General features: G+C 72.3%; 21 protein-coding genes and 1 pseudogene. 1 reads left to right on the top strand and 21 read right to left on the bottom strand.

Annotation, left to right across the window (positions count from 1 at the left end; all coding sequences use genetic code 11):
• Positions 1–92: 92 nt before the first annotated feature.
• From ACFWIS_RS26285 to proS, 15 genes and pseudogenes are all read right to left on the bottom strand, one after another.
• A pseudogene (locus tag ACFWIS_RS26285) lies at positions 93–1,067 on the bottom strand (YifB family Mg chelatase-like AAA ATPase); the annotation flags it as partial.
• A gap of 1 nt (position 1,068) precedes the next feature.
• Positions 1,069–1,572 (bottom strand): YraN family protein, encoded by a 504-nt coding sequence (locus ACFWIS_RS26290; RefSeq protein ID WP_380453360.1) that lies wholly within the window; start codon positions 1,570–1,572, stop codon positions 1,069–1,071.
• A 168-nt stretch (positions 1,573–1,740) separates the two neighbouring features.
• Positions 1,741–2,067 carry a DUF2469 domain-containing protein gene (locus ACFWIS_RS26295; RefSeq protein WP_030056781.1) on the bottom strand — a complete coding sequence of 109 codons (327 nt, stop codon included), beginning with the start codon at positions 2,065–2,067 and terminating at the stop codon, positions 1,741–1,743.
• Between the two features lie 55 nt (positions 2,068–2,122).
• Positions 2,123–2,596, bottom strand: a complete 474-nt coding sequence (locus tag ACFWIS_RS26300; RefSeq protein WP_380453362.1) for an NUDIX hydrolase — start codon at positions 2,594–2,596, stop codon at positions 2,123–2,125.
• A 112-nt stretch (positions 2,597–2,708) separates the two neighbouring features.
• Positions 2,709–3,464: a signal peptidase I gene (gene lepB, locus ACFWIS_RS26305; RefSeq protein ID WP_380453364.1), complete on the bottom strand. Its 756-nt coding sequence runs from the start codon at positions 3,462–3,464 to the stop codon at positions 2,709–2,711.
• Positions 3,465–3,609: 145 nt separating this feature from the next.
• Positions 3,610–4,626, bottom strand: a complete 1,017-nt coding sequence (gene lepB, locus ACFWIS_RS26310) for a signal peptidase I (protein WP_380453365.1) — start codon at positions 4,624–4,626, stop codon at positions 3,610–3,612.
• A 241-nt stretch (positions 4,627–4,867) separates the two neighbouring features.
• Complete coding sequence (gene lepB / locus ACFWIS_RS26315; protein ID WP_380453471.1) at positions 4,868–5,809, bottom strand: signal peptidase I; 942 nt, start codon at positions 5,807–5,809, stop codon at positions 4,868–4,870.
• Positions 5,793–6,776 (bottom strand): signal peptidase I, encoded by a 984-nt coding sequence (lepB, locus tag ACFWIS_RS26320; RefSeq protein WP_380524008.1) that lies wholly within the window; start codon positions 6,774–6,776, stop codon positions 5,793–5,795. Before lepB (ACFWIS_RS26320) ends, lepB (ACFWIS_RS26315) begins: the two co-directional genes overlap by 17 nt.
• Before the next feature lie 76 nt (positions 6,777–6,852).
• Positions 6,853–7,203, bottom strand: coding sequence for a 50S ribosomal protein L19 (gene rplS, locus ACFWIS_RS26325; RefSeq protein ID WP_030243502.1), 351 nt, complete (start codon positions 7,201–7,203; stop codon positions 6,853–6,855).
• Between the two features lie 154 nt (positions 7,204–7,357).
• Complete coding sequence (gene trmD / locus ACFWIS_RS26330) at positions 7,358–8,176, bottom strand: tRNA (guanosine(37)-N1)-methyltransferase TrmD (protein ID WP_380453474.1); 819 nt, start codon at positions 8,174–8,176, stop codon at positions 7,358–7,360.
• 101 nt (positions 8,177–8,277) lie between these two features.
• Positions 8,278–8,838, bottom strand: a complete 561-nt coding sequence (gene rimM, locus ACFWIS_RS26335) for a ribosome maturation factor RimM (RefSeq protein ID WP_380453369.1) — start codon at positions 8,836–8,838, stop codon at positions 8,278–8,280.
• A 296-nt stretch (positions 8,839–9,134) separates the two neighbouring features.
• Complete coding sequence (locus tag ACFWIS_RS26340) at positions 9,135–9,374, bottom strand: RNA-binding protein (RefSeq protein WP_030056773.1); 240 nt, start codon at positions 9,372–9,374, stop codon at positions 9,135–9,137.
• 2 nt (positions 9,375–9,376) lie between these two features.
• A complete protein-coding gene (gene rpsP / locus ACFWIS_RS26345; protein ID WP_380453371.1) occupies positions 9,377–9,805 on the bottom strand; it encodes a 30S ribosomal protein S16 in 429 nt (142 codons plus the stop codon).
• A 470-nt stretch (positions 9,806–10,275) separates the two neighbouring features.
• Positions 10,276–10,854 (bottom strand): hypothetical protein, encoded by a 579-nt coding sequence (locus ACFWIS_RS26350; protein WP_188307074.1) that lies wholly within the window; start codon positions 10,852–10,854, stop codon positions 10,276–10,278.
• Between the two features lie 517 nt (positions 10,855–11,371).
• Positions 11,372–12,784 (bottom strand): proline--tRNA ligase, encoded by a 1,413-nt coding sequence (gene proS / locus ACFWIS_RS26355; protein ID WP_380453373.1) that lies wholly within the window; start codon positions 12,782–12,784, stop codon positions 11,372–11,374.
• A gap of 308 nt (positions 12,785–13,092) precedes the next feature.
• Between proS and ACFWIS_RS26360 the strand changes: the two genes are divergently transcribed.
• On the top strand, positions 13,093–13,917 hold the full coding sequence (locus ACFWIS_RS26360; protein ID WP_380453375.1) for a class I SAM-dependent methyltransferase: 825 nt from the start codon (positions 13,093–13,095) through the stop codon (positions 13,915–13,917).
• A gap of 172 nt (positions 13,918–14,089) precedes the next feature.
• Here the strand turns inward: ACFWIS_RS26360 and ftsH are convergent, their stop codons facing one another.
• From ftsH to ACFWIS_RS26390, 6 genes are all read right to left on the bottom strand, one after another.
• Positions 14,090–16,012: an ATP-dependent zinc metalloprotease FtsH gene (gene ftsH, locus ACFWIS_RS26365; protein WP_380453377.1), complete on the bottom strand. Its 1,923-nt coding sequence runs from the start codon at positions 16,010–16,012 to the stop codon at positions 14,090–14,092.
• Between the two features lie 113 nt (positions 16,013–16,125).
• A complete protein-coding gene (locus ACFWIS_RS26370; protein WP_380453379.1) occupies positions 16,126–16,650 on the bottom strand; it encodes a GNAT family N-acetyltransferase in 525 nt (174 codons plus the stop codon).
• A gap of 241 nt (positions 16,651–16,891) precedes the next feature.
• Entirely contained in the window at positions 16,892–18,457 is a 1,566-nt protein-coding gene (gene ffh, locus ACFWIS_RS26375) for a signal recognition particle protein (RefSeq protein WP_380453476.1), read from the bottom strand.
• A 168-nt stretch (positions 18,458–18,625) separates the two neighbouring features.
• A complete protein-coding gene (locus ACFWIS_RS26380; protein ID WP_380453380.1) occupies positions 18,626–21,061 on the bottom strand; it encodes a [protein-PII] uridylyltransferase in 2,436 nt (811 codons plus the stop codon).
• 173 nt (positions 21,062–21,234) lie between these two features.
• A complete protein-coding gene (locus ACFWIS_RS26385; protein ID WP_270143771.1) occupies positions 21,235–21,573 on the bottom strand; it encodes a P-II family nitrogen regulator in 339 nt (112 codons plus the stop codon).
• A complete protein-coding gene (locus tag ACFWIS_RS26390) occupies positions 21,570–22,982 on the bottom strand; it encodes an ammonium transporter (protein WP_380453382.1) in 1,413 nt (470 codons plus the stop codon). Before ACFWIS_RS26390 ends, ACFWIS_RS26385 begins: the two co-directional genes overlap by 4 nt.
• Between the last annotated feature and the right edge of the window lie 193 nt (positions 22,983–23,175).

A 23,175-nucleotide genomic window follows, 5' to 3' on the forward strand; every position in this document is an offset into this window, starting at 1 on the left:
GGAGGGTTCCTTGCCGATCGGTAAATAATGCTGTTTCAGGACAAAAGGTCCATCAAACGGCACAATTAAGCAGCCACTGGGTAGTCGGTAAAGTCGAGGAAGAGCACTCCCCGGTGGGCCAGGGACACCGCCCCCGGTCTCGGCAGACCGCTGCCGCCGCCCACGATCGCGGGCATCGTGGTGGAGTGGTGCGGGGCGCAGTAGGGCGCGGTGTCGATCAGCGGACGCCCGGCCGGGAGCAGGCCCGCCACCGAGTGGACGGCGGTGACTTCCAGCGACTCCTTCTGGGTCAGCGGCGGGAGAAGCGCGGGCAGCCGCTCCGCCAGCATTGTCTTGCCGGCGCCCGGAGGCCCCTTGAGGTAGAGGTGGTGCCCTCCGGCCGCGGCGATCTCCAGGGCTCGCCGGGCCTCGTACTGACCGGCCACGTCGGCCATGTCGAAACGCGCCGCGCGGTCGTCGGGCAGGCCCCGGACGCTCGCGCTGGGCAGCATCAGGCCGGCCATCAGCGGATCCGGTCTGCCGCCGATCGGGTCGGGCGGCTCCTCCGGCGGTGTCACCCCGGTCAGGACGGCGACCAGCTGGCGCAGGCTGCGGACCCCGAGCACCGTCACCCCCGGGACGAGCGATGCTTCGGGCGCCGTCTGCTCGGCGACCACGACCCGTTCGTATCCGGCATCGGCGGCGGCCAGCACCGACGGCAGCACCCCGCGGACCGGCCGCACCCGGCCGTCCAGCCCCAGCTCGCCGATCAGCAGCAGATCAGCGATGGAGGACGGGTCGAGCCGTTCGGCGGCGGCCAGCACGGCGCAGGCCACCGCGAGGTCGAAGCCGCTGCCGCTCTTGGGCACCGACGCGGGGCTGAGCCCGACGGTCAGCTTGCGCTGGGGCCAGGCCTCCCCGCTGTTGCAGACCGCTGCGCGGACCCGGTCCCGGGCCTCGGTGAGTGCCTTGTCGGGCAGGCCGACCAGGGTGAACGCGGCCACCCCGGGCTCCAGATCGGCCTGGACCTCGACGATCACTCCGTCGACCCCGACCAGCGCGACGGAACAGGTACGGGCGAAGGCCATCTCAGACCACCCCCCGCAGGTGGTCGACCAGGGCCGCACCCCGCGCCCGGTTGACCACGGCGACCAAGTCGATCCGCACTCCGCCCGGTGGGGCGGGCGGCCACTGCGGATCGGACGGCCCGGGGTCGTACCCGGGCCCGGCCAGCCGGGCGAAGTGGCCGGGCCAGCGTTCGGCCAGCCAGCGCTCCGCCAGCCGCCGCAGTCGGGCGGCCTTGGCCCGGTCGATGGCCTCGCTGGGCTGCTGGAAGCCCCGCTCGGAGCGGGTCTTCACCTCGCAGACCGCGACGGTGTCGCCGTCGAGGGCCACGATGTCCAGCTCGCCCTCGACGCAGCGCCAGTTGCGGTCGAGGATGCGGAGCCCGGCCTCCGCGAGGTGACGGGCGGCGACCCGCTCCCCGTAGCGGCCGAGCCCTGTCCTGGTGCTGCGGTCCCGGTCGGCCAGGTCATCCGCCGCGTTCTCGGCCGTGTTCGGTACGGCCTGGTCCTGCACGATGGCGTTCTGCATGGTGACCACCTCCGCCGAGGAGGCTGCACCACCGCGCAGGCCGAAACCGGGAATTACCGGTTGCCTGTGGATAACTCGGGTCTGGAGACGACTCCTGTCACCCGCAGGAGTGAGAAGCCCCCGTCACGCGAAATTCGGCTGGACAGCGTGGGACTGAGTCGTCCAACGTCAGTTCCCGAAGCCGGACTCGTCCGAGGGCAGCTCCAGATCGCTCTTCGCGAGTTCCTCGATGTTCACGTCCTTGAAGGTCAGCACCCGGACCTTGCGGACGAACCGGGCCGGCCGGTACATGTCCCAGACCCACGCATCCGCCATCGACACCTCGAAGAACACCTCGCCCTGGACCGAGTGCACCTGCAGCTCGTAGTCGTTGGTGAGGTAGAAACGTCGCTCAGTCTCGATCACGTACTTGAACAGGCCGACGACGTCCCGGTACTCCCGGTAGAGCTTGAGCTCCATCTCGGTCTCGTACTTCTCGAGATCTTCGGCACTCATCCAGGCGTCCCCTCAAATTGTCACGTCCACCCATTGTGGACCACCGCACCCACGCTCAGAGCCGTACCGGATCGACCGGTGGGCCCTCTGCCAGCAGTCGCTCCAGGAAGTCCGCCAGCCCGACCGGATAGACCGTGTCGGCTGTCCCCCGCAGTTCCTCGACCGTCCACCAGCGCGCCGCGAGCAGCTGGGCGTGTTCGTCCTCGCCCATGCCCGAGTGGTCCAGTTCCGTCCCCGCGGTCCGGGCCAGGTGGAACCACTGCTCCTGCTCGTAACGCTGTCCCTGAAAGGAGAACGACACCGTGCCGTACGCCACCAAGGGCCCCAGGTCCACACCCCGCAAGCCGGTTTCCTCCGCGAGCTCCCGCTCGGCGGCCTCCCGCACGTCCTCCCCCGGTTCCAAGCCGCCCCCGGGCGTGAACCACCACGTCTCGTCGGGGACCGCGGGGTCGACCCCCAGGAAGAGGAGGATGCGGTCCTGCCCGTCCAGCAGCAGGATCCGCGCCGCCCTGCGACGCTGTGCAGTCATGGCAGCGCTCCACGCTCCTTCCGTTCGTATCGGTGGCGCTACCGATCCTGCCACCCGGCGCGTCCGTCCGGGGCGATGTTCGGCAGAGCGGCCCGGCCTGCGACGGTCGCGCTCAGGAGCTGTGCCCCCGGCGGAGCCGGCGCGCCAGGCCCGCCACCCCGCCCACCACCGAGGTCACGACGATCAGCGCCGCGCCCGCAACGCTGGCGTAGGCGGCCGGCTCCAGCGGCCCCGGGTCCCCGGCCCTCGGGCCCGCGAAACCGTCGAAGGCCGTGGTCCGGTGCAGCAGGCCGATCCGCCCGAAGGGCAGCAGGGTGGCCTCGACCCTGGCCTCGACCGCGGTGGCCGGGACGGTCCCGCCGTCGACCTCCAGGTGGGTGCGGGAGTCGAGCGAGCCGACCCGGTTGTCGCCGAGCAGGAACAGCCGGCCCTGCGGCACCGTCACGCTGAACGACTCGCCCTGGCGGCCCTGGGTCGCGAGGTAGGGCTCCTCCACGGGCTGTCCGTCGACCGTCAGCCGGTGGTCGTCCGCAGTGGTGGCGACGGTGTCGCCGCCGACCGCGACGACCCGCTTGACCATGAGCTCCCCGCCCCAGGCCTGGTCCCGGAAGACCACCACGTCGCCTCGGCCGATGGCGCCGCCGTCGACCTTGCGGGCGAGCACGGTGTCGCCGACCTGGAGCGTCGGATGCATCGAGGCCGTGGGGATCTTGTACGGCCGGTAGTCGATCGCTATGAGCGCGAAACCGCCGATCATCAGCAGCAGCCCGAGCGCGAGCGCGACGCCCTGCAGCACCGCGGCGGGCCGCCGGCCGGACGGGGCGGGCGCGTCCGACTGGTCGGCCGACTGCTCCACGACACTGCTCATCGAAACCGTCCACCTCTGGCCGACCGGAGAACACCACTGGCACGCCGGTGGCTCGGGCGCGAACGCCGACGGGCCGTGGCACGTCCGAGCAGATTACTCGTCGGTACCACGGCCCGCGCAAGGGTCGGGGAGGAGCTGGTAGAGCTCAGGAGGCCTTCCGGCGCTCCGTCCGGGTCCGCACCCGGCGCACCAGCGGAAGCAGGACGACGGCCCCCACCGCACCGGCCACGGGGGGCGCGACCGGCAAGGCCGCCGCCAGGCCCTTCTGGTCGAAGGTGTCCGGCACCGGGAGCGTGGACCAGTGGCTGACCGGCCAGGCCACCACGAAGGCACGCCCGATCACGTTGTCCACCGGCACGGTGCCGCCGCCCGGCTGGTCCATGTGGAAGCGGGAGTCGAGCGAGTCCGCGCGGTGGTCGCCCATCACCCAGATCCGGCCCTTCGGCACCTTCACCGGGCCGAAGGGCTGCGTCCCGCAAGGGGTGTTGCCGGAGTAGATGTACGGCTCGTTGAGCGCCACACCGTTGACCTTGACCGGGCCGTCGTCCTTGCACTCGACGGTGTCGCCACCGACCGCGATGACCCGCTTGATCAGGTCCTTCTCATTGGCGGAGGGCATCAGCCCGACGAAGCTGAGCACGTCCTGCACGCCGCGGACGAAGGAGTTGCTGCTCTGCTGGGTCGGCTCGTCGTTGAGCCAGCCGCCCGGGTCGTGGAACACCACGACGTCTCCGCGCTCGGGCTCGGATCCGAACCAGGGGGTCAGCTTGTCCACCAGCACCCGGTCGCCGACCTGCAGGGTGTTCTGCATCGACTCGGACGGAATGGAGAAGGCCTGGACGAAGAAGGTCTTGATCACCAGCGCCAGGATCAGCGCGATGCCGACCAGGATCGGCAGCTCCTTCAGGAAGGAGCGCTGCTTGCGCGGCTTGGCCGGCGCCTCCGAATCCGAATCGTCCGCCGACCCGTCCGCCGCCCCGCTCTCCGGCCGCGGGGGCTCTGCGGGACCGTCCGAGCCGGTGCCGTGCTCATCGGCGGTCTGGGCCGCCGCGTCCTCGACCGCGGCGGAGGGCGCCGAGGACTCGGCGGACCGGCTCACCCGGCCGCCCGGGCCCTCGGGTTCCCCGGCGCCTGAGCGGGCACCGATCACCAAATCCCCCACAACGTCTCCTCCCTGCTGTGCGGACGCCCGCGCGCCCGCGCTCAAAGTGCCGCACAGCGGGCACCACGCTCACCACGACCATGAACGCATCAGGATTGCCCACAGCGGACTCCCCTGACACCAACACCGCCTGGCGGACAGCCGGGACCGCTCCCGGCCGCACCTGCACTTCTCTATCACTCCAAGGCATCCGGCTCACGGTTCCACACGCGCCGCCAGCCCGTTCAACGGCCGTAGCGGCTCACTCCGGAGGCCGCCTCAGCCGGCGAACGACAAGCGGAAGGATGCCCAACACACCCATAACGAGCGGAGGTTCCATGGGAACCGGCCCAACCGCCATCGATTCCGGCGTAGTTCTGGCGACCTGCGGGGTCGCGGAAAGAGAGGAGAGTGAACCCGGTTCATCGAGTTGATGGAAGCGGCCCAGCGGCCAGGCGATCACGAACGCGCGACCGACCACATCGGTCAGCGGGACGGTGCCCTGTCCCGGATTGCCCATGTGGAAGCGGGAGTCGGCGGAGACGTCGCGGTGGTCCCCCATCACCCACAGCCGCCCCTTCGGCACCGTCACCTTGAACGGCTGCCGGGACGGCGGGTTGCCGGCCGCGAGGTACGGCTCCTCCACCGGGTGGCCGTTGACGCTGAGCCGCCCCCGCTCGTCGCAGCACTCGACGGTGTCCCCGCCGACACCGATCACGCGCTTGATCAGGTCCTGCTCGTTGTCGGACGGCAACAGTCCGACGAAGGTCAGCACTTGCTTGGCCGGGCCCAGTACCGGCCCGTCGCCGGACGGCTTGCGATCGCCCTCCAGCCAGCCGCCCGGATCCTTGAACACCACCACGTCGCCGCGCTGCGGCTCGCTGCCGAACCAGGGGGTCAATTTGTCCACCAGCACCCGGTCCCCGACCTGGATGGTCTGCTCCATCGAGCCCGAGGGGATCACGAACACCTGGATCAGGAAGGTCTTCATCACCAGCGCCACGAGCAGTGCCACCAGGATGATCAGCGGGAACTCGCGCAGCAGCGAGCGCTTGCGTCGGCGCGCCGCGCGGCGGGCGCTACGGCGGCGCTCGGCGCGGCCGCGAACCGGTACAACGGGGCCGGCGCCGGCGTGGTCCGCCTCGCCGCTGCCCTGCTCCGGGGCCGGGTGGTCGGCGACCCGCCCCCTACCCCTGCTCCCCATGACCACCCGTCCCCGTAATCGCGGCGAAGGCCGCGGGCCGGTCCAGGCCGGTCAGGTGCGAGAACGGGTAGACCACCCAGTCGGCCCGGCCGATCACCTTGTCCTCGGGCACGAAGCCCCCACCGGGCTCACCGAGGTGGTCACGCGAGTCCCGGGAGGCGCTGCGGTGGTCGCCCAGCACGAACAGCTTGCCGCGCGGCACCAGGATGTCGAAGGGTACGTCGGACGGCTGGTCGCCCGGGTCCAGGTAAGCGGTCTCGTCCACCGGCACACCGTTGACGGTGACCGGCGCACCCGGGCCGGTGCTCCGCACCCGGTCCCCGGCGACACCGACCACGCGCTTGACGTAGACCGTGTCCCCGGCCGGGACCAGCCCGAGGTCCCGGCCGACCGAGCGCAGGCTGTCCCAGAACCCCGGTGGCTCGGCCGACTCGGGGAGGAAGGATCCCGTCCCGTCGAAGACCACGACGTCGCCCCGCTGGGGGTGACCGCCGAAGGCGTAGGCGAGCTGGTTGGCGATCAACCGGTCGCCGGGCTGCAGGGTGTTCTCCATCGAGCCGGACGGCACCGTGAACGGACGGGCCACGAAGGCGTTCACGAGGAGCAGCGCCGCCAGGCAGATCCCGGCCAACAGCAACAGGTCCCGCGAACGCGACCGCCCGGGCGCCTCGTCGGCCTCGTCGTGGGCCTCGTCGGCCTCGTCGTCGTCGGTCGCACCGCAGGCTGCTTCCGCGCCTGCGTCCGTGTCCGCGTCCTCGTCCGTCGTCTCGGCCCGATCGTGGTCCGGGTTCTGGCCGCTGCTCTCGACGTCGCCCCGGCCTCCACCCGTCTCCGCGAACGCCCCCGACCCCGACCCTGGCCCCGGCGCCACCCCCGACCCGGAAACGACCGCGGACCCCGCCAGCCAGCCCGCACCGGTGGGTGCGGGACTGCCGTCGCGGTCCGCGAGTGGTTCGTGCGTGCTCATCGGGCGCTGAGCTTACCTTGCGGCAGCCCGGCCCCTCGGAGCGATCCGGCCCCCGGCGCGGCCAGGGGTCCGTGGATCAGCGGTCGCGCTTCTCCTTGATCTTCGCGGCCTTGCCGCGGAGGTCACGCAGGTAGTACAGCTTGGCGCGGCGAACCGCACCGCGGGTCACGACCTCGATCTTCTCGACGACCGGGGTGTGCACCGGGAAGGTGCGCTCCACGCCGACGTTGAAGCTGACCTTGCGAACGGTGAAGGTCTCACCGACGCCGGCGCCGTGGCGACGGATGACGACGCCCTGGAAGACCTGGACACGGGAGCGGTTGCCCTCGATGACCCGGACGTGAACCTTCAGGGTGTCACCGGCGCGGAAGGCCGGGATGTCGGTGCGCAGCGAAGCCGCGTCGACAGCAGCGAGCTTGTTGCTCATGTTGCTCTCCATCGCAGGCGCCACGGGCCGCCCACGGAAGTTCGTCACAATGGGGTGAGCTGCGGGCCGCATCGGCTGGCGGCGATCCCCCCGTGGCGAGGGCGCCGGTCCACGTGCTCCCTACGGAAGGGAACCAGCGACAGACAGCAGCGGCCTATTCTTCCACATCACCGGCTGCGGACCGAAATCGGCCCAGCTCCTCGTCCCAGGCCAGGCCCAGGACGCTGAGCGCCGCCCGGTCCTTCTTGTCGAAGGCGCCGTTCTGCCAGCGCCCGACCAGGTCGGGCCGGTTGGCCAGGGTGCGGGCGAAGGCCTGCTCCCGCCGCCAGCGGGCGATCTTGCCGTGGTTTCCGCTGAGCAGCACGTCCGGTACGGTCCGGCCGCGCCACTCGGCGGGCTTGGTGTAGACCGGGCCCTCCAGCAGGTCGGCCATCGCACCGGGGGCGAAGGAGTCGTCCCGGTGGGACTCGGCGTTGCCGAGTACGCCGGGCAACAGCCGGGCGATGGCCTCGACCATCACCAGCACCGCGACCTCGCCGCCGGCCAGCACGTAGTCGCCGATCGAGGCCTCGACCACCGGCATGCGGGTGGCGGCCTCCTCGATGACCCGGCGGTCGATGCCCTCGTACCGCGCGGGGGTGAACGCCAGCCAGGGGCGGCCCGCCAGTTCCTGCGCCAGCTCCTGGGTGAACGGGCGCCCGCTCGGGGTCGGCACGACCAGCGTGGGCACCTCGCCCGCAGGACCGCCGGCCACCACCGCGTCCAGCGCCTCGCCCCACGGCTCGGGCTTCATCACCATGCCGGGGCCGCCGCCGTACGGGCTGTCGTCCACCGTGCGGTGCACGTCATGGGTCCATTCCCGCAGGTCGTGGAGGTGCACGTCGAGCTGGCCACGGGCCCGGGCCTTGCCGACCAGCGAGATGTTCAGCGGTTCCAGGTACTCGGGGAAGATCGAGACGACATCGATCCGCATCCCGGACCGGACGCCCTGGTCGCCCTGGTCGCCCTGGACGTCGTCGACACCGTGGACATCCGCATCCCCGAGGACGGCGTCCCCGGAAGCCTGCTCGGCGCTCACTCCGACTCCTCCGGCTCCTCCGAGGCGCCGCGGGCGACCTCGGCCTCCTCGGGGTCGATCAGCCCGGGCGGCGGGGTGATCACGGCCCGCTGGTTCTCCAGGTCGATGGTCGGCACGATCTGGGTGACGAAGGGCACCATCACCTCGGTGCCGTCGGCCTTCTCCACCATGAGCAGGTCCTGGTACGGCAGGTGGACGACCTCGGTCAGCTCGCCGACCCGGGTGCCGTCCAGCAGCACCACGTCGAGGCCGATCAGCTGGTGGTCGTAGTACTCCTCCGGATCGTCCGGACGCTCCTCCGGGTCGACCTCGGAGATGAGCAGGGTGCCGCGCAGTGCCTCGGCGGCGTTGCGGTCCTTGACGCCGGCGAAGCGCAGCAGCAGTCGGCCGCTGTGCACCCGGCCGGACTCGATGGTCAGGGGCCCGGCCGAGGCCGGGTCGGTGAGCAGGACGGCACCAGGGCCGAGCCGGAGTTCCGGCTCGTCGGTGCGGACCTCGACACTGACGTCCCCCCTGATGCCGTGGGCGCGGCCGATCTTGCCGACGACGAGCTGCACGGTGATCGTTCTCCTGGAGTTGCTGAGCGAGAGGCAGAGACAGATGAGCAGGGGTAGATGAGCTGAGACGGATGCGACGAAGACGCCTGGAGCCGCCCCCGGCGAAGGTCCACGAGGACCCACAAAGGCCGGCGAAGGCCCTCAGAAGCCGACCGACCGGCCAGGCGACCAGACGGCCGACCGACCAGCCGGCCAGGCGACCGGACTGCCGATCGGGCCACGGAAGCGAAAAAGGCCGACCGGGACGACATGCGTCCCGGTCGGCCTCAAGCCCGACGGCTGAACGAGCAGCTGCGTCAGCGAATGTTGTCCACGTCGACCAGGTCGACCCGGACGTTGCGACCGCCGAGGGCGCCGACCACGGTGCGCAGTGCGCGCGCCGTGCGGCCGCCCCGGCCGATCACCTTGCCGAGATCATCAGGGTGCACCCGCACCTCGATGGTGTTGCCCCGACGCAGGTTGCGCGAACGCACCTGCACCTCGTCGGGGTGCTCGACGATGCCCTTTACCAAGTGGTCGAGGGCGTCCTCGATCACGCTCAGGCCTCGACGGCGGCGTCGGCCTCAGCCTCGGCCTTGTCCGACTTCTTGGCCTTCGGGGTGATGGCGACACCGGTGGTGGCGTCCTCGAAGCCGGCGACGGCCTTCGCGAACAGGTGCGAGAAGTCCTCGACCTTGGGCTCGGCGACCAGCAGCGGCGCCGGGGCCGGCAGGCCCTTGAACTTCTGCCAGTCGCCGGTCAGCTTGAGGATCGCGAGGACCGGCTCGGTCGGCTGGGCGCCGACGGAAAGCCAGTACTGGGCGCGGTCGCTGTCGACCTCGATCTTCGAGGGGTTGTAGGTCGGCTGGTAGATGCCGATCTCCTCGATCGCGCGACCGTCACGCTTGGTGCGGGCGTCGGCGACGACGATGCGGTAGTGCGGGGAGCGAATCTTGCCGAGACGCTTCAGCTTGATCTTGACTGCCACGGGAGTGGATTCTCCTGGTGTTGACGTGGGTGAGCGGCCTTGCCGTCCGCGTGGGGTTGCGGGGCGGGCCGTTCAAGGGACACGCCAGCCGTAGGAGAGAGGGGTCCTGACCCGGCTGCCGAGTACTCAGCTGTCCATTCTGCCATACCGGCGCGAAGGGTCTTCACTCGGCCGTCCCGACCGGCACCCGACCAGCTCCCGGCCACCCCGACCGACACCCGACCGACCCGACCGTCACCCGCAGGGAACTCGCCAGGAACTCGCCAGGAACCCGCCGGGAGCCCGCGACACAGGGCCACACCCGGCGGACAGCGCCAGGACAGGCGCCGCGAACGAACAGCTCAGGGCTCGACCGGGAGCCCCCGCTCCCGGTCAGCCCACAGACTCACCGATGTCACCGATGTCACCGCTGCCGATCACGCCGGCCGCGCCGACTGCCCGCACAGTCGCCGACCGGCCCCGACCCCGGGTTATGCGATCTTGAACGGTTGCTGGCACGCACCGCAGACGATGGACGCCTGGGCGAGCACTGACGGCACGACCCGGACGTTGCGTCCGCAGCCGCAGACCGCCTTGACCCGGACGCCGCCCCCGGAGGAGCCGTGCCGGGCGGCCGGGCCGCGGAAGGCGCGGTTGGTGCCGTCGCCGGCCACCGCTTCCTGGTGCGCACCGAGGGCGCGGTCCAGCCGCTCGATGGTCTCGGCGTAGCGCTCCTGCGTCTCCTTGAGCATGGTCACCTGGGAGAAGCCGCTGCTGGCGTGCGGCTCGACCGGGTGTGCCAGGCCCAGCTCGGAGGCGAGCATCAGGAAGCGCCGGTTGTGGTAGCGGCCGGCGCGCGAGGTGTCCCGGATGTCCCGGGCCGCGGCCAGACCGTGGGCAGCCTCGTGGAGGAGCCGCTCGAAACCGAGCCGCGTGCCACAGGCCGAGGAGGACTCGCCGATCAGTGCCTCGGGCGAGGCCAGGTCGGGAAGGTCCTGGTGGTAGGCCTGGATGTCACTCCAGGCGGCGGCCAGTTCGGCCGCGAGGACGAGGGGCTGTGTCGTGCTCACGCTAGACCAACGATGCAGAGTGAGCCGATGTTCCGCATGTTCCCGTTCTCCGGGAATTCCCAGGGAACTCCCAGGAATGCGCGACTGCGCGCGAATTGCGCGTTCCGGATCTTACGCAAGACCAACCCCCTGCCGGTTTCGGCCCGTCGCAACACCGGCGGACCTCGTGAATTCCATCCGGGAGGCGGGCTGTCGCCCCCAGGACGTACGGCCCGTGGACCCGCCGAAGTTGACAGGGCCACGGGCCGTACACCGTACCGCTATTCCGTTAATACCGGCAGTTGACTGGCCAGTAGGGATGTAGCCCGGTCGGGCTCCTCCGGCAGAGTTACCGGATTCTTACCCATCCGCATTCCGGGCAAATGTCGCCGGTAACGGTCATTACCTGCCGGCGGCCGTCATCAGTACGCGCAACAGTGCGCACGCCGGTACGTACGGCAGTAGCACGTCAGTACGCGCAACACTACTCGCAGCAGTGCGTACCGGTACGCGCATCAGTGCGATCAGTGCGCGGCGGTCAGTACGCGCGCGCGACGATCGCGATATTGCCGTCCTGGTCGTCCGTCTGCGGCACCGAACCGTCGGCCGCGACGATGCAGCGCACCGTGACGCCCTGCTCCGACAGCTTGGCCTCGCCCTCCGCGCCGAGGTCGGCCCAGGAGATCCGGCCCCAGCCGGTCGCGGCGGCCTCGACGGCCTCGTCGAGGGTCTTGACGTCGACGGTGCGGGCCTCGCGGCGCTCGCGGGACTGGCGCAGCAGCAGCGCCTGGTCCTCCTCCAGGATGCCCGGCAGCAGCGCGGCCAGGGCGTCGATGGAGACCGGCTCCTTGCCGCCGGGGATGCGGCGGGCCAGCATCGCGGTGCCGTTCTCCAGGTCGCGCGGGCCGACCTCGATGCGCAGCGGAACGCCCTTGAGCTCCCAGTCGACGGCGCGGCGGCCGAACGGGGTGTCGGTGCGGTCGTCGACCACGACCCGGATGCCGGCGGCCTCCAGCTGGGCGCCGATCTCGCGGACCTTGGCGATGACCGCGTCGTCGCCCTTGATGGCCAGCACCACGGCCTGGACGGCGGCCAGGCGCGGGGGCACCCGCAGGCCGTTGTCGTCGCCGTGGGACATGATCAGGCCGCCGACCATGCGGGTCGAGACGCCCCAGGAGGTCTGCCAGACGTGCTCGCGCTCGGCGCCCTGCAACTGGTAGGTGGTGTTGAACGCCTTGGCGAAGTTCTGGCCCAGCTCGTGGCTGGTGCCCATCTGCAGCGCCTTGCCGTCACCCATCATGCCTTCGAGGGTGAGGGTGTTGATGGCGCCGGCGAAGCGCTCCTTGGCGGTCTTGCGGCCGAGCACGACGTCGATGCCGAGCACGTTGGTCATGAAGTCGCCGTAGACCTGGGTGTGGATCATCGACGCGTACGCACGGGCGTCCTCGTAGGTGGCGTGGGCGGTGTGGCCCTCCTGCCAGAGGAACTCGGTGGTGCGCAGGAAGACGCGCGGGCGGAGCTCCCAACGGACCACGTTGGCCCACTGGTTGATCAGCAGGGGCAGGTCCCGGTGGCTCTGCACCCACTTGGAGAAGTACTCGTTGATGATGGTCTCGGAGGTCGGCCGGACGACGACCGGCTCCTCCAGCTGCTTGCCGCCGCCGTGGGTGACCACCGCGAGTTCGGGCGCGAAGCCCTCGACGTGCTCGGCTTCCTTGGTCAGGTAGGACTGCGGGATGAACATCGGGAAGTAGGCGTTCTGCGCGCCCGCCTTCTTGATGCGCGCGTCCATCTCCTGCTGCATCCGCTCCCACAGGCCGTAGCCGTACGGTCGGATGACCATGGTGCCGCGCACCGGACCGTTGTCGGCCAGCTCGGCCTTGTTGATGAGGTCCTGGTACCAGCGCGGGAAGTCTTCCGCCTGAGGGGTGAGAACGGGTGCCTTAGCCATGGGCGGAATGGTACGGGGATCGACCCCCTCACTTCGAATCGCCATCACACTCGCGGGAGATCACGGCCGCCCTCGCGGGGGATCGCCACCGCCCTCGCGGGAGCTCGCCACCGCTCTCGCGGGACGTCACCGCCGCCCTCACCGGCCGGCAGCCGTGGCATGCCGTCCGCAGGGGGGCGCACGACCGCGACACGCGCGCACCACCCTGCACCCCTCTGGACGCCGGGCCCGACCCGCTGTTCGCTGGAGTGGGGCGGGACTTTGGGGGAGCCGTAGCAGCACACCGAAGGACCGGATGGGAGGCCGCGATGGCTTCAGCTCGGACGACCGGCACGACCGCACGACCGACGGGCGCACGACCGCACCACCCGCAGCAAGGGGCCGCCGGGCCCGCGCGGGCGCGCGACTGGGCGGAGATCCAGGAACGCATGCTGGTACCGCTCTACGAGGCGGTGTACGACCGCCTGGAGGTCGGCCCGGCGAGCAGCGTGCTGGGGCTGGGCTGCCGCTCCGGACTGGCCCTGCTGCTCGCCGCCGGACGGGGCGCCCAGGTGGCCGGGCAGGAGCCCCGGGACGAGCTGCGCGAGCTGGCCCGGGACCGCCGGCTGCGGGTGTGCGCGGGGGCCCGGCCGGCCGCCGCCGTCCCCCGCTCGGCCCATTCGCTGGTGACGGTCTTCGACCAGTTGCCCGGCGCCGCCGAGCCCGGCCGGGTGGTCGCCGAGGCCGCCGGGCTGACCCTTCCGGGCGGGCACGTGGTGCTGGCCGCCTGGGGGCCGCCGGAGCGCTGCGAGAGCGCCCCGGTGCTGGACGTGGCCCGCCGGCGGGCGGGGCGGACCACCGCGCGCGACCCGTTCGAGCTGAGCGCGCCCGGCGCGCTGGAGGACCTGCTCCTGCCGGTCGGCCTGCGCCCGGCGGGCAGCGGCCGGGTGGGCTGCCCGTTCGCCTACCCGGACCTCGACAGCGCGGTGCGCGGGCTGCTCTCCACCGGGCTGTTCGAGGCGGCGGAGGAGTTCTCCGGGGCCGCGCTGGTGGCCAAGGAGCTGGAGGAGGCGCTGCAGCCGTACCTGTGCCCGGACGGCTCGGTCCGGATGGAGAACGTCTTCCGCTACCTGATCGCGGAGCGGCCCCGCTGAGGACACCTCCTGAACAGACCCTGGACACGCCGCCGAACAACGCCGCCGAACACACCCCTGAACACGCGCTGAACACGCCGTCGAACACGCCCTGAACGAACCCTGGGCGCACCGGGGCACGCACGACGAACCGGGGGTGCCCGCCACCACGGCGGGCACCCCGGCTACCGGTTCACGCCTCCTCGTCGGCCGTCTTCCGGGGCACCCCCGCCGCCCGGTAGGCCGCCTCCTCGTCCAGCGTCTCCGCCTCCAGCAGCGCCGCCGCCAGCGCGTCCAGCCGGGGCCGCTGCTCGGTCAGGATCCGCACCGCGTCCTCGTAGCACTCGGCGACGATCCGCCGGGCCTCCTCGTCCACCGCGTCCAGCGTCGTCGGCGCCGCCGAGAGCCCGTACGCGCCCTGCGCGTCCGCGGGCACGGCGGTGAGCCGCCCGACCCGCTCGCTCATCCCCCAGCGCCCGGCCATCCCGCGGGCGATGTTGGTGACCTGCTCCAGGTCGCTCTCGGCGCCGGTGGTGATCACCCCGTAGACCACCTGCTCTGCCGCCATCCCGCCGAGCGCGCCGATGATCCGGCCGCGCAGGTAGGGCTCGGTGTACGAGTAGCGGTCGTTCTCCGGGGTGGAGAGGGTGACGCCGAGGGCCCGGCCGCGCGGCACGATGGTGATCTTGCGGACCGGGTCCGCACCCGGCTGGAGCATGCCGAGCAGCGCGTGCCCGCTCTCGTGGTACGCCGTCCGCTCGCGCTCCTCCTGCGGCATCACCAGCGGCCGTACGGCGCCCAGTTGGACCTTCTCCAGGGCGTCCGAGAGGTCCCGCTCGTTGACCGCGTCCTGCTCCCGCTTGACGGCCAGCAGAGCGGCCTCGTTGACCAGGTTGGCGAGTTCGGCGCCGGTCATCCCGGGGGTGACCTTGGCCAGCCGGGTGAGGTCGGTGTCGCCGGCCAGCGGCACGGTCCGGGTGTGGATGCGCAGGATCGCCGCGCGCCCCTCCCGGTCCGGCGGGCTGACGGTGATCCGGCGGTCGAAGCGGCCGGGGCGCAGTAGCGCCGGGTCGAGCACGTCGGCCCGGTTGGTCGCGGCGATCACGATGACGCCCTCGGAGCCGGTGAAGCCGTCCATCTCGGTGAGGATCTGGTTGAGCGTCTGCTCGCGTTCGTCGTGCCCGCCCATGCCGCCGCCGGCGCCGCGCTGGCGGCCGATGGTGTCGATCTCGTCGATGAAGATGATCGCCGGGGCGACCTTGCGGGCCTCGGTGAACAGTTCGCGGACCCGGCTGGCGCCGACGCCGACGATCATCTCGATGAACTCGGAGGCGGAGGCGGAGAAGAACGGCACGTCCGCCTCCCCGGCCACGGCCCGGGCCAGCAGGGTCTTGCCCGTCCCGGGCGGGCCGCTCAGCAGCACCCCGCGCGGCATCTTGGCGCCGAGCCTGCGGTAGCGCTCGGGGTTCTTCAAGTAGTCGACCACTTCGGTGAGTTCGGCCTCGACCTCGTCGATGCCGGCCACGTCGGCGAAGGTGGTGCGCTTGCCCTGATCGGCGGTGACCGGCTTGGGCGGGGCCTTGCGGCCGAGCGGTCCGCCGCCGAGGCCGCCGGCCATCCGGCGGGCGAGCAGCACCCAGACGAAGACCAGCAGCAGCATCGGGGCGAGCGAGAGCAGCAGGTTGGTGAGGAAGCTGCGCTGCTGGACCGGCGAGGTGGCGGTGACCTCGACGCCCTGCTGCTGCAGGGTGGTCCAGAGGTTGTCGCCCGCGAAGGAGGGGCGCTGGGTGTCGAACTCCGTGTAGTCGCCCTTGCCGCCGTCGGGCTTGGGCTGGGCGCTCTTGAGGGTGCCCTCGATCGCGTCGCCCTTGGAGTAGATCTTGGTGATGTTGCCCTTGTTCAGCTGGTCGTTGAACTCGGTGTAGGAGATCGTGGTGGCGCCCTCGTTGCCGAAGAACGACAGCAGCAGGTCGGAGATCAGGAACACCACGAGTGCGGTGAGGACGAGGCCGGTCCAGCCGCCGGGCATCCGGCGGCGGGGCGGGGGCGGGGGCGGGGCCCCCTCGGACCGCCAGGGCTGGTCGGGGGTCTGGCGCGGCGGCACGGGTTCGGTCACCCACCGGACAATACGGACAGCCGCTCGGGCGGGCCAACCGCAACGCCGCGCCGGACCGGCCGTACAGCCGTGCCCAAGCCCCCCGACCAGCGGTTATGACGCCCCGTCGGGGCTCACGCGGCGGCGCCCGGCCACTCCTCCGCGGTCAGCGCGAACCGCTCGTGGTCGCGCCAGTCCCCCTGCAGGAAGAGCATCCGCGGGGTGAAGCCCTCGTGCCGGAAGCCCAGCCGCTTGGCCAGCGCGATCGAGCGCTCGTTCTCCGGCTGCACGTTGATCTCCAGCCGGTGCAGCCCCAGCCCGTCGGCCGACTGCGGGGCGAAGCAACGGTCCAGGACCAGCCGCAGGCCCTCGGTCATCCGCCCGGTGCCGGCGAACGGCAGGTACGAGTCGTAGCCCAGCGAGGCGTTGCAGAACCGGCCCATCACGATGTTGGCGACGTTCACCTTCCCGACCAGTCCGCCGGTTTCCCGGTCGAGGATCAGGAAGGTGCGCAGGCCGGCCCCCTGCCGCCCCAGCAGCTCCGGCAGACCGTCCGGCTCGACCGGGTTCCACCGTCCGATGTGCTCGGCGGACCGTCGGACCGCCTCCGCGTACACAACCTCGTCCTCGGCCCTCGGGGCCCTGATCGTCACTCGCATGCCGCCATCATCGGACACCGCACCGTCCTCCGGCACCGCAGCGTGCCCGGCCAGGCCGACACGTGCCCGAACACCACCCCCGGCCCCCATCCGGCCCGCACGCACGGACGCGGCCGCGACGGCGACGGCGACGGCGACGGCGACGGCGACGGCAGCAGCGACGGCGACGGCCCGGACACGCGAACGGCCCGCCGCCCGGAGTACACCGGGCGACGGGCCGAACAGGATTGCGGGCCGAGGCCTACAGCAGGTCCTTGAACTCCTTGGGCAGCTCGAAGTCGGCCGGGCCCTTGCCCGCGCCGAGGCCGAACGCGCCGCCGTCGGCCGGGCCCTGGCCGGCGCCCGGACCGAGCGCGCGGCGCTCGGCGGCCGCTGCCTCCTCCTGCGCCCGCTTCAGCGGGTTGCCGCTCTTGCGCTTGCCCTTGGCCTGCGGGGCCTTCTTGCCGGACTTCTTCGCGCCGCCACCCATGCCCGGGATCCCCGGCATGCCGGGCATGCCCTTGCCGGAGGCCATCGCGGACATCATCTTGCGGGCGTCGAAGAACCGCTCGACCAGGTTCTTGACCTCGCCGACCTGGACGCCCGCGCCCTTGGCGATGCGGGCCCGGCGGGAGCCGTTGATCAGCTCCGGCTCGGCGCGCTCGGTCGGGGTCATCGACTTGATGATCGCCCCGACCCGGTTGACGTCCTTGTCGTCGATGTTGTTGATCTGCTCGCGGATCTGGCCCATGCCGGGCAGCATGCCGAGCAGCTTGGAGATCGAGCCCATCTTCTGGACCTGCTCCAGCTGGGACAGGAAGTCGTCCAGCGTGAAGGCCTTCGGGCCGCCGCGCAGCTTGGCGGCGATCTTCTCGGCCTCCTCCTGCGAGAAGGTCTGCTCGGCCTTCTCGATCAGCGAGAGGACGTCACCCATGCCCAGGATGCGCGAGGCCATCCGGTCCGGGTGGAAGGCGTCGAAGTCGTCGACCTTCTCGCCGTTGGAGGCGAACATGATCTGCCGGCCGGTGACGTGCGCGACCGACAGGGCGGCACCACCGCGGGCGTCGCCGTCGAGCTTGGAGAGCACGACACCGGTGAAGTCGACGCCGTCGAGGAAGGCCTGCGCGGTGGTGACCGCGTCCTGGCCGATCATCGCGTCGACGACGAACAGGACCTCGTCGGGGTTCACCGCGGCGCGGATATCGGCGGCCTGCTGCATCAGCTCGGCGTCGATGCCCAGGCGGCCGGCGGTGTCCACGACGACGACGTCGTACTGCTTCTGCTTGGCGTACTCGATCGAGTCCTTGGCGACCTGCACCGGGTCGCCGACGCCGTTGCCCGGCTGCGGGCCGTAGAAGGCCACGCCGGCGCGGTCGGCGACCACCTGGAGCTGGTTGACCGCGTTGGGGCGCTGGAGGTCGCAGGCGACCAGCAGCGGGGTGTGCTTCTGCTTCTTCAGCCAGGCACCGAGCTTGCCCGCGAGGGTGGTCTTACCGGCACCCTGCAGACCGGCGAGCATGATGACCGTCGGGCCGCTCTTGGCGAACCGCACCCGGCGGGTCTCGCCACCGAGGATCGCGATGAGCTCCTCGTTGACGATCTTGATGATCTGCTGCGCCGGGTTCAGCGCGCCGGAGACCTCGACGCCGAGCGCCCGCTCCTTGACCTGCTTGATGAAGGCCCGGACGACCGGCAGCGCGACGTCCGCCTCCAGCAGCGCGATGCGGATCTCGCGGGCGGTGGCGTCGATGTCCGCCTCGCTCAGGCGGCCCTTGCCCCGGAGGTTCTTGAACGTCGCTGCGAGGCGATCGGAAAGGGTGTCGAACACGTCGTCGCGGGTCCTCTGCGGCATCGGTATCAGTACGGTCGTCGTCCCCCAGGGTATCCGGCCGCCCCGGGTACGGTCTCCACCCCCGTGCGGCGGACCTCCGGCATCCCGTGCGGCGGACCTCCGCCGCCCCGTACGGCGGGCCTCCGGCCCCCGGACGGCTAGGCCTCAGCCCAGCGCCGCCCGGACCGCCGCCGCCACCTCCCCGGCCCGCCCCGCGGTGAGCGGACGGCCCTCCGGATCGGTCAGGTAGAAGGAGTCGACGGCCTCCGCGCCCAGCGTGGAGACGTGCGCGGTGCGCACCCGGACGCCCGCCCCGTCCAGCGCCCGTCCGATCCGGTGCAGCAGCCCGGGGGCGTCGTGCGCGCGGACCTCCAGCACGGTCGCGGTCGCCGAGGCCACCGCCGGCGCCACCGCGACCAGCGGCGGTGGGGTCGCTATGCCCCGGCGGCGCGGGGCGGCGGCGTCCCGCTCGGCGAGGCGGCGGGAGACGTCCAGCGAGCCGTCCAGCGCCCGGCGCAGATCGGCGCGCAGCCGGGCCGCCTCCGGCAGTTCGCCGAACTCGGCGGCCACCCGCCAGGACAGCAGCAGCACCGGGCCCGCGCCGATCGGGTCCAGTTCGCGCAGACCGGCGGAGCGGACGGTCAGCCGGTGCAGCGCCAGCACCCCGGCCACCGTGCCGAGCAGCCCGGGCCGGTCCGGGACGGCCAGGGTCAGCTCGACGCCCATCGGTTCGGTGGCCGGGTCCGCGCCCACCGCCTGGGCCAGCAGCGACAGTGCGGGAGCGCCGGTGCGGGCGGCCTCGACGGCGAGCCGCTCCTGCTCCGCGCCGGGCGCGACCTCCGTCGGCGGGACCGGGCCCCCGGCCAGCTGGGCGGCGGCCCGGGCCACCAGGCCGTCCACCAGCGAGGCCCGCCAGGCGCTCCACGCCGCCGGGCCGGTGGCCAGCGCGTCCGCCTCGGTGAGCGCGTGCAGCAGCTCCAGCTCCGGCAGCGTGCGGACCGCCTTGGTGACCGTCTCGACGGTGGCCGGGTCGTCCGGGTCGCGCCGGGTCGCGGTGTCGACCAGGGTCAGGTGGTGGCGGACCAGCACCGCCAGGGTCTCGGTGTCCTCGGGCGGGAAGCCCATCCGGGCGGCCAGGTCGCGGACGATCACCTCGCCGGCCTCGCTGTGGTCGCCGGGCCAGCCCTTGCCGATGTCGTGCAGCAGCGCGGCGACCAGCAGCAGGTCGGGCCGGGCCACCCGGCGGGTCATCGCGGCGGCCCGGACGGCCGTCTCCACCAGGTGCCGGTCCACCGTCCAGCGGTGCACCGCGTTGCGCTGCGGGCGGCAGCGCACCCGCTCCCAGTCCGGCAGCAGCCTGGTCACCAGCCCCTCCGCCTCCAGCGCCTCCCACACCGGCACGGCCGCCTCCCCCGCCCCCAGCAGGGTCACCAGCTGCTCGCGCGCCTCGTCCGGCCAGGGCACCGGCAGCGGACGGCACTCGGCGGCCAGTCGGCGCACCGTCGCGTACGAGACGGTCAGCCCGTTCTGGGCGGCGGCGGCCGCGGCGCGCAACGGCAGCACCGGGTCGGCGGCCGGGCGGGCGGCCTGGGCGAGCACCGCCTCGCCGTCCTGCTCGACCACGCCCTCGGCGAGCGGGCGGCGCGCGACGGCGCCCCGGGCCACCGCGCCGCTGGCGCGCCCGGCACCGGTGAACGGGAAGCCCAACCGGACGGCCCGACGGCCCCGGCCGGAGCGGGCGGCGAGCACCCGGTCCACCGCCCGCCAGGTGACGTCGCTCGCGTAGGAGACGGTCCGGGCGGCCTCGTAGACATGGCGCAGCAGGGTGTCGGCGTCCAGCACCCCGAGCCGCTCGGCGACCTGGTCCTGGTCCTGGAGGCTGAGCCGTTCGGTGGCCCGGCCGGTGGCCAGGTGCAGGGCGTCGCGGACGTCGGCGAGCCGCAGCGCCGCGGCGTCCAGGCCGTCCCGGGGCGCGTCGGCGAGCCAGGTGGCGGCGACGGCGTCGAGCGCGACCAGGTCGCGCAGGCCGCCGCGGGCCTCCTTGAGGTCGGGCTCCAGCAGGAAGGACAGCTCGCCGTGCCGTTCGGCCCGCTCCCGGCCCAGTTCGCGCAGCTCGGGCAGGCGCGCGGGGGCGCTGGCGCGCCAGTCGGTGAGCACCGCGGAGCGCAGCGCGGCGGTGAGCGCCGGGTCCCCGGCGAGGTGGCGGGCGTCCAGCAGGCCGAGCTGGGCCTTGAGGTCGGCGGCGGCCACCGCACGGGCCTCGGCGGGGGTGCGCACCGAGTGGTCCAGCTTGGCTCCGGCGTCCCAGACCGGGTACCAGATCCGCTCGGGCAGCTCACGGGCGATCGGGCCGTCGTGCAGCAGCAGGACGTCCAGGTCGCTGCGCGGGGACAGCTCGCCCCGGCCGTAGCCGCCGACGGCGACCAGCGCGACGCCGGAGGCCGGGGCCCCGGCGGCGGCGAGCAGCCCGGCGAGCCAGTCGTCGGTGAGCCGGGCGAGCGCGAGGCGGCGCGGGCGGCCGGTCAGTCCGGGCCGTTCCAGCAGCGCGGTCCGGGCCGCCGGGTGGTCCAGGGGATCGGAGGGGCTGGTCTCGGTGGTCATGCGCGGGGTCCCGTCCGTGATGCGGGTGAGCCGTGGTGCGGGTGGGCCGTACAGCCGAGCGGTCGTACGGCGGGACCGCCGTACGGCCGAGCCGCCGTACGGCCGAGCGGGGATGCGCCGACGGGCGGACCCGCGCCCCGGGCAGGGGCGGGTCCGCCGGATCGGTCAGTGCCTCACAGGGCGTCCGGGCCGCGTTCGCCGGTGCGGACCCGGACGGCGGTGTCGACCGGGATGCTCCACACCTTGCCGTCGCCGATCTTGCCGGTGCGGGCGGCCTTCACCAGGACGTCGATCAGGTCGTCGGCGTCCTCGTCCTCGACCAGCACCTCGATCCTGATCTTCGGCACCAGGTCGACGGTGTACTCGGCGCCCCGGTAGACCTCGGTGTGGCCCCGCTGGCGCCCGTAGCCGCTGGCCTCGGTGACGGTCAGGCCGTGGACCCCGAAGGCCTGCAGGGCGGCCTTCACCTCGTCCAGGCGGTACGGCTTGATCACGGCGGTGATGAGCTTCATCGGGCGTCGACCTCGGTCTTCTCGGCGGGCTGTTCGGTGGTCTTGTCGGCGGCCTTCTCGACGGCCGTCCCGGCGGGCTTGCCACCAGGCGCGGAGCCGGGCCCGGAGCTGGCACCGGAGCCGAGGCCCAGCGCCGGCAGGGCCCGGGCCAGGCCGCCCCCGACGGCGCTGAAGTCGTAGGCGGACTCGGCGTGTTCGGCCTGGTCGATGCCGGCCACCTCGACCTCCTCTGCGACCCGGAAGCCGACCAGCTTGTCGACGGCCTTGGCCAGCAGCCAGGAGAGCACGAAGGAGTACGCCGCGACCACCGCCACGCCCATCGCCTGCTTGCCGAGCTGACCCAGCCCGCCGCCGTAGAACAGACCCTTGGCGGTCTGGCCGACCCCGCCGGTGGCGAACAGGCCGATCAGCAGCGAGCCGATCGCCCCGCCCACCGCGTGCACGCCCACCACGTCGAGCGAGTCGTCGAAGCCCCAGCGGTACTTGAGCGAGACGGCCGCGGCGCAGACGGCGCCCGCGATCAGGCCGATGGCCACCGCGCCGAGCGGGCTGACCGAGCCGCAGGCCGGGGTGATCGCGACCAGGCCGGCCACCGCGCCGGAGGCGGCGCCCAGCGTGGTGAACGCGCCGTGCTTGAGCTTCTCGTAGACCAGCCAGCCGACCAGCGCGGCACCGGTGGCGACCTGGGTGTTGACCATCGCCATCGCGGCCACGCCGTTGGCGGCCAGCGCCGAGCCCGCGTTGAAGCCGAACCAGCCGAACCACAGCAGCCCGGAGCCGAGCATCACCAGCGGCAGGCTGTGCGGGCGCATCGGGTCCTTCTTGAAGCCGACCCGCTTGCCCAGCACCAGGCAGAGTGCGAGGCCGGCGACACCGGCGTTGATGTGCACGGCCGTTCCGCCGGCGAAGTCGATCACGCCGTTTCTGTCGCCCAGCCAGCCGCCGTGGCCGTTGTCCATGAAGAACACCCAGTGCGCGACCGGGAAGTAGACGACCGACACCCAGAGCGCGATGAACAGGCCCCAGGCGGAGAACTTGGCCCGGTCCGCGACGGCGCCGCTGATCAGCGCCGGGGTGATGATCGCGAACATCAATTGGAAGATCGCGAAGGCCGTCACCGGGATCGACCCGGTCAGTTCGTTCAGTCCGATGCCGCGCATCCCGAGGAAGTCCAGGTTGCCGATGAGTCCGGCGAAGGAGTCGGGCCCGAAGCTGAGCGAGTAGCCGTAGAGGACCCACAGCACACTGACGATGCCGAGCGAGAGGAAGCTCATCGCCAGCATGTTCAATGTGCTCTTGGCCCTGACCATGCCCCCGTAGAAGAAGGCCAGGCCCGGGGTCATCACCATGACCAGGGCCGCACTGATGAGCACGAAGGCGGTGTCGCCCGCGCTGAAGCCGTCCGGCATCGGCGTCTCCTCTGCGTCCAAGCCGCTCCGCCCCCGGGTACCTGTCCCGTGCCACCCGGGGTGTCGGCGATGAAGAGGAGAGTGCCGAAGGCGGGTTTCGGCCAGTGCGGTCGCTTGTTTCGCGGCCGTGACGCGTGCGACGCGCGGGTTACGGCCGCGTGAACCGCGGCCCCGCCGCAGGGCCGGATGGGCT

It is taken from the genome of Kitasatospora sp. NPDC127060 (assembly GCF_042724935.1).
GTDB lineage: Bacteria > Actinomycetota > Actinomycetes > Streptomycetales > Streptomycetaceae > Kitasatospora.

Coding starts and splice junctions, on each gene's coding strand:
- ACFWIS_RS26290 (WP_380453360.1), bottom strand. CDS start 1,572: ATGCAGAACGCCATCGTGCAGGACCAGGCCGTACCGAACACGGCCGAG.
- ACFWIS_RS26295 (WP_030056781.1), bottom strand. CDS start 2,067: ATGAGTGCCGAAGATCTCGAGAAGTACGAGACCGAGATGGAGCTCAAG.
- ACFWIS_RS26300 (WP_380453362.1), bottom strand. CDS start 2,596: ATGACTGCACAGCGTCGCAGGGCGGCGCGGATCCTGCTGCTGGACGGG.
- lepB (WP_380453364.1), bottom strand. CDS start 3,464: ATGAGCAGTGTCGTGGAGCAGTCGGCCGACCAGTCGGACGCGCCCGCC.
- lepB (WP_380453471.1), bottom strand. CDS start 5,809: ATGGGGAGCAGGGGTAGGGGGCGGGTCGCCGACCACCCGGCCCCGGAG.
- lepB (WP_380524008.1), bottom strand. CDS start 6,776: ATGAGCACGCACGAACCACTCGCGGACCGCGACGGCAGTCCCGCACCC.
- rplS (WP_030243502.1), bottom strand. CDS start 7,203: ATGAGCAACAAGCTCGCTGCTGTCGACGCGGCTTCGCTGCGCACCGAC.
- trmD (WP_380453474.1), bottom strand. CDS start 8,176: ATGCGGATCGATGTCGTCTCGATCTTCCCCGAGTACCTGGAACCGCTG.
- proS (WP_380453373.1), bottom strand. CDS start 12,784: ATGGCTAAGGCACCCGTTCTCACCCCTCAGGCGGAAGACTTCCCGCGC.
- ACFWIS_RS26360 (WP_380453375.1), top strand. CDS start 13,093: ATGGCTTCAGCTCGGACGACCGGCACGACCGCACGACCGACGGGCGCA.
- ACFWIS_RS26370 (WP_380453379.1), bottom strand. CDS start 16,650: ATGCGAGTGACGATCAGGGCCCCGAGGGCCGAGGACGAGGTTGTGTAC.
- ACFWIS_RS26380 (WP_380453380.1), bottom strand. CDS start 21,061: ATGACCACCGAGACCAGCCCCTCCGATCCCCTGGACCACCCGGCGGCC.
- ACFWIS_RS26385 (WP_270143771.1), bottom strand. CDS start 21,573: ATGAAGCTCATCACCGCCGTGATCAAGCCGTACCGCCTGGACGAGGTG.
- ACFWIS_RS26390 (WP_380453382.1), bottom strand. CDS start 22,982: ATGCCGGACGGCTTCAGCGCGGGCGACACCGCCTTCGTGCTCATCAGT.